Here is a 9,141-nt window from a genome sequence, read left to right on the forward strand (position 1 = left end):
GTAAGCCGGCGTCTTCACGTTTTGCGGATGGCGTCGCCGGTGGTGCCGAACAATGCCTCGAAGCGTTTCTCGCCGCTGCGGGTGAAATGCACCACGCGGCTGCCGGGCGAGGGGTCTCTAGCCGCCCATTTCATGGCAGTAAATGAGGTCATGATGGTAGCGCCGAGTGTCCCGGCCAGATGGTGGCGCCGCTCGCTCCAGTCGAGGCAGGCCTTGCAGACCGGCCGGCGCGGATGCGCCAGCGTGGCCGGATCTATCCTCAATTCTTCAGCAACGAACCGGCTGCCCTGAGTTGTGAGTTCGATGACCTGCTCGGTCTGCCGGATCAGCTTCTGTGCCCGCATACTGTCGAGCATTTGCACGCCGAGATCGCCGGCGAGATGATCGTAGCAAATCCGTGCGCGGCGCAATGCGGGTTCTTTCGGCCCGGTGCGAACGCGGAGATGGCCCGCGCGGGCTGCCAGGCCGGCCAGACCTTCCAGCACACCGGCGACATCGGGGCCGGTGAGGCGATAATAGCGATGGCGCCCTTGTTTTTCCGGCTCGACCAAGCCGCCTGCTTCGAGTTTGGAGAGGTGTGAACTCGCGGTCGGCGCCGTAATCCCGGCTTCCTGGGCGAGTTCGCTCGCGGTCAGCGCGCGGCCCGTCATCAGCGCCGTCAGCATATTGGCGCGTGCAGGGTCGCCAACAAGTGCAGCAACCATGGCGATGTCCGGACCTGCTTTCATACTTCGACGCTAATCAAAGTATTGCAGTCGATCAAGCGGCTATATCCAGGCATCTGCAGAGGGAGCCGTCATGACGATCACTGTCTTCATTCGCTATCAGATCGATCCGTTCAAACGCGGATTGTTTGAAGCTTACGCCAAGCGCTGGCTGACGATCATTCCCAAATGCGGTGGTGATCTGCAAGGCTATTGGATGCCCCATGAAGGAACGAACAACATCGCATTCGGCCTGATCTCGTTTCCGAATTTGGCAGCCTATGAGGCCTACCGCGCCAGACTGCGCACTGACGCCGACGGCGTCGCGAATTTCGCGTCGGCCGAGGAGCACCAGTTCATCCTGGCGGAAGAGCGCACATTCCTGCGTCAGGTGACACCATAGCCCATGCGCAACAAAGCCGCGGGCATTGATGCCCGCAGCCTTGTCTGCCCGGTCGCGCCTTACTTCGGCGCGCCGCCCTTCGAGCTGTCGATCTCGGTGCCGGTCGGAGCCGATTGCGGAGCTTGCGGCCGTGCCGGTGCCGCACCGGTGGTGACGCCGGGCTGATTGTTGGTCGGCGTCACGTCCCGCACGCCGGGAGCCACTGGCGGCTTCGAATAGGAATCCGCGATGTTGTTGGTTGGCGCCGGCGCCTTTGGCGTGCTGTCCTGCGTCGCCGGCGCGGATTGGGATGCGGTCTTCGTCGCGTCGCCCGGATTCATCGATGTATTGTTCAGGCCGTAGAATACGGCGCCGAGCAAGACAACAACGCCAAGTGCATAAATAGCCATGCGGCTACCGCTCGCTGGCCCTTCCGCGAGTTCAGGATCGGCCTGCAGCTCATTGTCGAGCCGCGCAGGGTTGCGGATGTCATCATCGGCGGGATTTGGACGATACGGATCATTGGGATTGGGAATGTTCGCCATGTCGTGTCCTCCTGTGCGGCCAGACAACCGTCAGATGAGGTGCATGTTCCAGAGATTGTGCATTCCAGAGCCACGTCCTATGTGGCAACGCAGCGTGATCGGGCCTGCTCATCAGATGTTAAGGCCTGGCTGCGACGCTGGGGCGATTATTGATTCGCAGAAGCGCGTGGCAGCCCGAATGTTCGATACGATTATCCTCCTGACGGGTCCTGCTGAGCACTCGGTCTTCACAACTTTGCTCCGTGGTCACAATCCGGCCCTCACGGTCCTTCCTGTTTTCACAGCTGAAGATCTGGCGGCGATCGAGCCCGACTGGCTTGGCCGGGCGCGGATGATTTCGTTCACCACTGGCGTGATAGTCCCCGGCGCGGTGCTCGATCAACTTGGCTTTGGCGCCTACAATTTCCATCCCGGCCCGCCGCAATATCCCGGCTGGGCCCCGGCACATTTTGCGCTCTACGATCACGCGACCGACTTCGGCTGCACGGTCCATCGCATGATTGCACGTGTCGATGCCGGACCGATCGTGGATGTCGAGGCGTTCCCAATTCCGGCGGACATCAGTGTCGCGGGTCTGGAAGAGATTGCCTATACGAAGCTGGTGCAGACTTTCTGGCGGATGGCACGCGTCCTGGCCACACAGCCGGAGCCGCTGATCGAGCGGGCGCTGCGCTGGGGCAGCACGCGTCACACGCGTAAGGCCTATGAGCAGATCTGCGATATCCCGGTAAGCATCGAGAAAGACGAATTGCAGCATCGGGTCAAAGTCTTCGGCACCGACCATTTCGGCATCGTGCCGGCCATCGGTCTGCATGGCTTCCAGTTTCGGGTCGTCGTGCCCGAGACTGAAAGCGCTATTGCGGACGAAGCTGTCGAAGCCTAGCGGTTAGCCGCGAAGCTCTGGTGCTGCGCGGGCGGCGTCGCTGACGTGTGCGTCTTGGACACCTTGCCGTTGAATTCATAGAGCAGGAAACTCAGCACCACGAGTAGTCCCACGCCGATGATGGCCTTGGTCGGCTTGTGATCATGCTCTTCGCCGCAATCCGGATGATAAGAACCGTCATTGGTCGATGCCATATCGTTGCCGGCGAGTTCAGGCTGCGACGTCCAGGTATTCAGCTTCTGATCCATTTCCGTCCTCCATGCCTGATGTTGTCAGGGTGACCGGACAGCAATGGCCCGTAAAGGCCGATGTTCCGTTTCGGGTGCGCTATTAGCGGGATGCTGCCTTGCTGAGAGGCAGCGTTTCGAAATATTTCTGAAAAAGCTTTGGAACCCATCGCTCCCCGACACGTTTCAACATCTCACCGGTATAGGTGACACGTTAGGGGCAGTTTCGGAATGAGTGGCGATAACGGCCGGTTTGCAACCGGCGTACCGGGTCTCGATGCGATCCTGGGCGGGGGCGTTTTCGACGGCGGCATCTACATCATTCAGGGCGCCCCGGGCGCCGGAAAGACGATTCTGGGCAACCAGATCTGTTTCGCGCAGGCCGCGCAGGGGCGGAACGCGCTTTACATCACGCTGCTTGCCGAAAGCCACGCCCGCATGATCGGACACATGCGGCGGATGACCTTCTTCGATGAAGCAGCAATTCCCGACCGCATGTCCTATGTCGGCGCCTTCAAGACGCTGGAAGACGACGGGCTGCGCGGACTGCTGGACGTGGTCCGCCGCGAGGTCCGCACCCGCAAGGCCAGCATCCTCGTGCTCGATGGTCTCATCACCGTGCACGAAAAGGCGCGCTCCGAGCTTGAGCTGAAGAAGTTCATCCACGAATTGCAGACCCAGGCCGCCTTCAGCAACTGCACCATGTTCCTTCTGACCAGCGCCTTCGACGCCGATGCGCATCCGCCTGAGCATACGATGGTGGACGGTCTCATCGAGCTGCAGTCGGCACTGCATGGCCGCCGCGCCGAGCGGTCGCTTCAGGTCCACAAGCTGCGTGGCACTTGGTTCATGGGCGGCAAGCACTCCTATCGCATCACCGAGAATGGACACGCCATCTATCCGCGTATCGAGGCGCTGCTGGAGACACCGAGCGTTTGGGACAGCGCCGATGGTCCGATGGTCTCGGTCGGTATCGGCGGCGTCGACAAGATGCTCGGCGGCGGCGTCGATACGCATTCGGTGACCGTCGTGCTCGGACCATCGGGTTCGGGCAAGACCACGGCCGGCCTTCAATTCCTGACCGGCGGTCCCGCCAATGAACCGGCGATGCTGTTCGGGTTTCACGAGAATCCGATGGCGCTGCGGATCAAGGCCGACAGCCTCAAGCTGCCGCTGAAATCGCGGGCCGACAAGGTCACGCTGATGTGGCGCCCGCAGACAGAAGCGGTGCTCGACGAGGTCGCAACCGAGCTGCTCTCGACCATCAGGCAGAACGGCGTGCGCCGTCTGGTGATCGATGGCATCGAAGGCTTCTCGAAGCTCACCGACGAAAAGGAGCGCATCGGCTCTTTTTTGTCGGCGCTGTGCAACGAGTTGCGCGCACTCGGTGTTACCACGCTGGCGACGGCAGAAACCGATCACGCTGGCATGACACCCGGGCAGCCGCTCAAGGGCGTCAACCAGACGGGTCTCTCCGCGGTTGCCGAGAACATCATCGCGCTGCATCTCGCAGCCTTGCGCTCGGAAAACCATCGTCTGATGACCATTCTGAAATCGCGTGACCGCCGGACCGATATGCGCATGCGCCGCTTTGAAATTCTCGACGGCGGCATCGTTCTTGATGCCGATTTCCACAGCGCGGAGCGCATCCTCAGGGACATTTCTAGTCAGGGACCTGCACCAACTCCATCGACGGATCTTAAGTTGACTGGAGAATAGCGGTGCGAACTGTCCTGATTGTCGAGGACGAATGGGCGATCGCCGACTGGCTCGAAGTCCTGTTGAGCGAATATGCCTTCAATGTCCTCGTAGCCGGCAACGGCCGTGAGGCGCTCGACATTCTGCATCGGGACACGCCCGATCTGGTGCTTACCGATTTCATGATGCCGTTCCTCGACGGCGCCGGCCTGATCGCAGCGATGGGGCAGGACGAGCGGCTGAGCGGAATTCCGGTGGTCGTCATGACCTCGTTGCTGGAGCATGTCGTGCGCGACCGAGCAGGGCGTTTTCGCGCCTATCTGCGCAAGCCGTTTCGCGAGGCCGATCTGATGAAGATCATCAGCGAGATATTCCCGGGCGAGGCCTGAGCCTCCTTTGGCAGTTTGTGCTGCATCGCACTGCAGCGTGAAGCCGTTACGTCCTTGCGCCAAAGGCCTTTGCGGCGACACAACGTGACAAGTCTACCGGCCGCATTCATCACGAAATTGCGTTCTTTGGACGCGGGGCTCCATTGCCCAGAATTGTGGTGCGCCCCGTTCAAAATCCAACATAGACTGTTTCTAAGGGAGTCGAACGACCCCAGATAATAGGCGCGAGCAGGCCGGACGGTGCAGTCCGGGGCGATAGCCCCGGGCGACAGCTCAGAGGCCGCAGTGACGAGGGTGGGAATGGGAATTAATCAAGGCGCGATCAGTCTCGATCAGAAATATACCCAGGGCTCCGGCCACATCTTCCTGACCGGCATTCAGGCGCTGGTGCGACTGCCGATGGCGCAGGTCCGCAGGGACCGCGCGGCGGGTCTGAACACGGCAGCCTTCGTGACCGGCTATCGCGGCTCGCCGCTCGGCGGCTATGACCAGCAGCTTGTGGCGGCGCGGAAACATCTCGATCAGTACGGCGTCAAATTCCAGCCCGGCGTCAATGAGGACCTCGCAGCCACCGCGATCTGGGGCACCCAGCAGCTCAATCTCTCGCCCGGCGCCGAATATGATGGCGTGGTCGGCATCTGGTACGGCAAGGGCCCTGGCGTCGATCGCTGCGGCGACGTCTTCCGTCACGGCAATGCTGCCGGCTCCGCGAAATTCGGTGGCGTGCTCTGTCTCGCTGGCGACGATCATGGCGCCAAGTCGTCGACCGTGCCGCATCAGTCCGACCATGCCTTCATCTCGGCGCTGATGCCCTATCTCTACCCGTCGTCGATCCATGAAATGATCGAGATGGGCCTGCTCGGTATCGCGATGTCGCGCTATTCCGGCTGCTGGGTCGGCATGAAGGTGATCACCGAAACCGTGGAGACCACGGCGGAGATCAACCTCAACGACGAAATGACGCCGTTCAACATTCCGACCGATTTCGAACTGCCGCCGGATGGTTTGAACCTGCGATGGCCCGACGACCGCTATGTGCAGGATCGCCGCTTGCAGGACTACAAGGGCTTCGCGGCGATTGCCTTTGCCCGCGCCAACAACATCAACCGTGTCACCATGGACTCGCCGAATGCGCGCTTCGGTATCATGGCGTCCGGCAAGAGCTATGAGGACGTGCGCCAGGCATTGCGTGAGCTGGGTATTACCGAAGAGGTCGCCGCCAAGATTGGTCTTCGGTTGTACAAGATCGGCATGCCGTGGCCGCTGGAGCCGGAAGGCGTGCGCAAGTTCGCGGTGGGTCTCGATGAGATCTTCATCGTCGAGGAGCGCCGCGAGATCGTCGAGAACCAAGTCAAGCAGGAGCTGTTCAACTGGCGCGACGATGTGCGGCCACGCATCGTCGGCAAGATGGATTCCCACGATCATCGCTTCCTGCCATTCGCCGAAGAGCTGAGCGTCGCCAAGGTCGCGACCTCGCTGGTGGATCGCCTGCTGGCGATGGAGATCGACCCGGAGATTGCAGCACTCCTGCGCGCCAAGGCCGACTGGTTTCATGGACGCGAAGCCTCGCAGGTGCAGAACGTCGTGCCGATCACGCGCACGCCGTATTTCTGTTCGGGCTGTCCGCACAATACTTCCACCAAGGTCCCGGAGGGCTCGCGCGCGCTGGCCGGCATCGGCTGTCATTTCATGACGCTGTGGATGGATCGCTCCACCGAGACCTTCACCCATATGGGCGGCGAGGGCGTGCCATGGACCGGCATTGCGCCGTTCACCAAGGAGAAGCATATCTTCGCCAATCTCGGCGATGGCACATACTTCCATTCCGGCTCTCTGGCGATCCGTCAGTCGATCGCCTCCAAGGCCAACATCACCTACAAGATCCTCTACAACGATGCCGTGGCGATGACCGGTGGTCAGCACCATGACGGTGACCTGTCGCCGCAGAAGATCACGTTCCAGCTCCACAGCGAGGGCATCCGCGACATCTACCTCGTGTCCGAGAATCCCGATGCCTATCCCGCCAACACCATTGCGCCGGGCGTGAAGCTGGCGCATCGCGACGAACTCGACAACGTGATGAAGACGCTACGCGACGTGCCGGGCTGCTCGGCCATCGTGTTCGTGCAGACCTGCGCGGCCGAGAAGCGTCGCCGCCGCAAGAAGGGCATTCTGGAAGACCCGCAGCGCCGCGTGCTCATCAACCCGGCAGTCTGCGAAGGCTGCGGCGATTGCTCGGTGCAGTCGAACTGCATTTCGGTGGAGCCGCTGGAGACCGCACTAGGTCGCAAGCGCACCATCAATCAGTCGTCCTGCAACAAGGACTATTCGTGCCTCAAGGGCTTTTGCCCGTCCTTCGTCACGGTCGATGGCGGCAAGCTGAAGCGCAAGGCGCCGGTCGAACTCGGCGCCATCGGTATATTGCCGGAGCCGGCCACGCGGCCAACGCTCGACAAACCCTATAATGTCGCCGTCGGCGGCGTCGGTGGCACCGGCGTGCTGACCATTGGTGCACTACTTGGCATGGCCGCGCATATCGAGGGCAAAGCCTCGATGATCCTCGACATGTCCGGCCTCGCGCAGAAGGGCGGCGCGGTGCTCAGCCATGTGCGTCTCGCCAACGACACCGGCGACGTCACCTGCTCGCGCATCGTCACCGGCACGGCGGATGTCCTGATCGCGGCCGATGAAGTGGTGGCCATCGCCAAGGACACGATCTCGCTCTGCGAGAGCTCGCGCACCACTGGCATCGTCAACACCCATCTCATTCCGATCGCGGATTTCGTGCGCAACCGCGACTTCAATTTCCAGTCCCGCAAGGTCAACAACGTGCTGGAAATGTCGCTGCGCAAGGAATCGACATTCCTCGATTTCACCAAGGCGGCCGAAGCGCTGCTTGGCGATTCCATCGCCACCAACATGATGATGATGGGCTTTGCCTATCAGCAGGGGCTGCTGCCGCTGCAGGCAGCGTCGATCGAGCAGGCCATCGAGCTCAATGGCGTCTCGATCAAGATGAACATGCTGGCGTTCCAGCTTGGCCGTCTTGCCGCCGCCGATCCGGCACGGCTCGCCGATATGCTCAAGGGCGCTGATGAGACCATCGGGCCAAAGACGCTGGACGAGATGAGCCTCGATGAGATCGTCGCCCATCGCAGCGGATTGCTGACGGACTATCAGAACAGCAAGCTCGCCGAGCGCTATCAGGCGATGGTCGATCTGGTGCGCGAAGCCTCCATGCGCGGCGGCTATGACGATGAACTGCCGCGTGCGGTGGCGATCAACTACGCCAAGCTGCTTGCCTACAAGGACGAATACGAAGTCGCGCGGCTCTATACCGACGGCAAGTTCGAAAAGCAGTTGCGCGATCAGTTCGAGGGCGACGTCAAGATCAGCTTCAATCTCGCGCCGCCGATGCTGCCGGGTACCGATGCGTCGGGCCGCCCGAAGAAGCGCGCCTTCGGCGCCTGGATGCTGCCGCTGTTTCGCATTCTGGCGAAGCTGCGCACCTTGCGCGGCACGCCGCTGGATGTGTTCGGCTACAGCGCCGACCGCAGACTGGAGCGCGACCTGATCGCCGGCTATGAGAAGGACGTGGCCACAGTGTTGAACCTGCTGTCGCCGCTCACGGTGGATACGGCCGTGCAGCTCCTCTCGTTGCCGGACAGCATTCGTGGCTACGGCCCGGTGAAGGAAGCCTCGGTCGTGGCGGCGAAGGTACGTTACGCCGAACTCGCCAAGGACCTCGCCAATCCGCCGCCGGCGCCGCGGCAGATCGCGGCGGAGTAGGGCTTTCTTTTCTCTCCCCCAAGCGGCGCGCGGTGGGGAGGGGGCGCGTTTGAGAGCGAAGCGAACAAACGTGACGGGGGGGGCCGCACGTGAGGGCGTCGCTCGTGGCACCCCCACCCCGGCCTATCGGCCGACCCATGGCGGACGAATTCGTCCGCCAGACCCCGCAAGGGGGAGGGACACCATTGACGCCTGCGCGTCATCGCGGATGTGAATGTCAAACAGCCACTGCTCTTCAGACATGCGTCATCACCCCCATTGTTTGCGGCGCGGGGGCGCCGTCGTGCTTCGCATTCCCGCCCCCTTGTGAGAGGGCGTGCGGAACGCCGGGTGCCCGTTGCACCCTTGGGCCTGATGCGATGCGGTCTTCCGCAATTTAGAGTGCATCAGGACTTTCGGAGGCGCCAAGCAAGTGCCCGACGTTCCGCCTGCGGTGTTTTTTCGGTTGCTTGCACTTTGCCTCGACGAACGCTCCGATCGCGAATTAAAGTCCCAAGGCGATGGGAAGGGAGCCTCAAGCGACT

8 protein-coding genes are annotated in these 9,141 nt (G+C 61.8%); 5 read left to right on the forward strand and 3 right to left on the reverse strand.

Features of this window, described 5'->3' with window-relative positions:
• Positions 1-14 precede the first annotated feature (14 nt).
• Positions 15-728 (reverse strand): ArsR/SmtB family transcription factor, encoded by a 714-nt coding sequence (locus tag CHC01_RS31155; protein WP_089268200.1) that lies wholly within the window; start codon positions 726-728, stop codon positions 15-17.
• 70 nt (positions 729-798) lie between these two features.
• Between CHC01_RS31155 and CHC01_RS31160 the strand changes: the two genes are divergently transcribed.
• A complete protein-coding gene (locus tag CHC01_RS31160) occupies positions 799-1,107 on the forward strand; it encodes an NIPSNAP family protein (RefSeq protein WP_089268201.1) in 309 nt (102 codons plus the stop codon).
• 59 nt (positions 1,108-1,166) lie between these two features.
• Here CHC01_RS31160 and CHC01_RS31165 read toward each other — a convergent pair whose 3' ends face one another.
• On the reverse strand, positions 1,167-1,631 hold the full coding sequence (locus CHC01_RS31165) for a hypothetical protein (RefSeq protein WP_089268202.1): 465 nt from the start codon (positions 1,629-1,631) through the stop codon (positions 1,167-1,169).
• A 79-nt stretch (positions 1,632-1,710) separates the two neighbouring features.
• Here CHC01_RS31165 and CHC01_RS31170 point away from each other — a divergent pair, with 79 nt between their 5' ends.
• Entirely contained in the window at positions 1,711-2,514 is an 804-nt protein-coding gene (locus CHC01_RS31170) for a formyltransferase family protein (RefSeq protein ID WP_244558590.1), read from the forward strand.
• Here CHC01_RS31170 and CHC01_RS31175 read toward each other — a convergent pair.
• Complete coding sequence (locus tag CHC01_RS31175; protein WP_068731407.1) at positions 2,511-2,762, reverse strand: hypothetical protein; 252 nt, start codon at positions 2,760-2,762, stop codon at positions 2,511-2,513. The genes CHC01_RS31170 and CHC01_RS31175 overlap by 4 nt on opposite strands.
• A gap of 210 nt (positions 2,763-2,972) precedes the next feature.
• Here CHC01_RS31175 and CHC01_RS31180 point away from each other — a divergent pair, with 210 nt between their 5' ends.
• The 3 genes from CHC01_RS31180 to CHC01_RS31190 all read left to right on the forward strand — a co-directional run bounded on the left by CHC01_RS31180 (position 2,973) and on the right by CHC01_RS31190 (position 8,617).
• The gene (locus CHC01_RS31180; RefSeq protein ID WP_089268204.1) at positions 2,973-4,460 is read left to right on the forward strand and encodes an RAD55 family ATPase; all 1,488 of its coding nucleotides are present in this window, start codon (positions 2,973-2,975) and stop codon (positions 4,458-4,460) included.
• Between the two features lie 2 nt (positions 4,461-4,462).
• Entirely contained in the window at positions 4,463-4,828 is a 366-nt protein-coding gene (locus CHC01_RS31185; RefSeq protein ID WP_068731403.1) for a response regulator, read from the forward strand.
• Positions 4,829-5,128: 300 nt separating this feature from the next.
• On the forward strand, positions 5,129-8,617 hold the full coding sequence (locus tag CHC01_RS31190; protein ID WP_089268205.1) for an indolepyruvate ferredoxin oxidoreductase family protein: 3,489 nt from the start codon (positions 5,129-5,131) through the stop codon (positions 8,615-8,617).
• The last annotated feature ends 524 nt before the right edge of the window (positions 8,618-9,141 follow it).

Source organism: Tardiphaga sp. OK246 (assembly GCF_900188215.1).
In the GTDB taxonomy this organism is placed as follows: Bacteria; Pseudomonadota; Alphaproteobacteria; order Rhizobiales; family Xanthobacteraceae; genus Tardiphaga; species Tardiphaga robiniae.

Bases quoted from the DNA above. Each gene is read 5' to 3' on its own strand.
- CHC01_RS31155 (WP_089268200.1), bottom strand. From the start codon at position 728: ATGAAAGCAGGTCCGGACATCGCCATGGTTGCTGCACTTGTTGGCGAC.
- CHC01_RS31160 (WP_089268201.1), top strand. From the start codon at position 799: ATGACGATCACTGTCTTCATTCGCTATCAGATCGATCCGTTCAAACGC.
- CHC01_RS31165 (WP_089268202.1), bottom strand. From the start codon at position 1,631: ATGGCGAACATTCCCAATCCCAATGATCCGTATCGTCCAAATCCCGCC.
- CHC01_RS31170 (WP_244558590.1), top strand. From the start codon at position 1,711: ATGTGGCAACGCAGCGTGATCGGGCCTGCTCATCAGATGTTAAGGCCT.
- CHC01_RS31175 (WP_068731407.1), bottom strand. From the start codon at position 2,762: ATGGATCAGAAGCTGAATACCTGGACGTCGCAGCCTGAACTCGCCGGC.
- CHC01_RS31180 (WP_089268204.1), top strand. From the start codon at position 2,973: ATGAGTGGCGATAACGGCCGGTTTGCAACCGGCGTACCGGGTCTCGAT.
- CHC01_RS31190 (WP_089268205.1), top strand. From the start codon at position 5,129: ATGGGAATTAATCAAGGCGCGATCAGTCTCGATCAGAAATATACCCAG.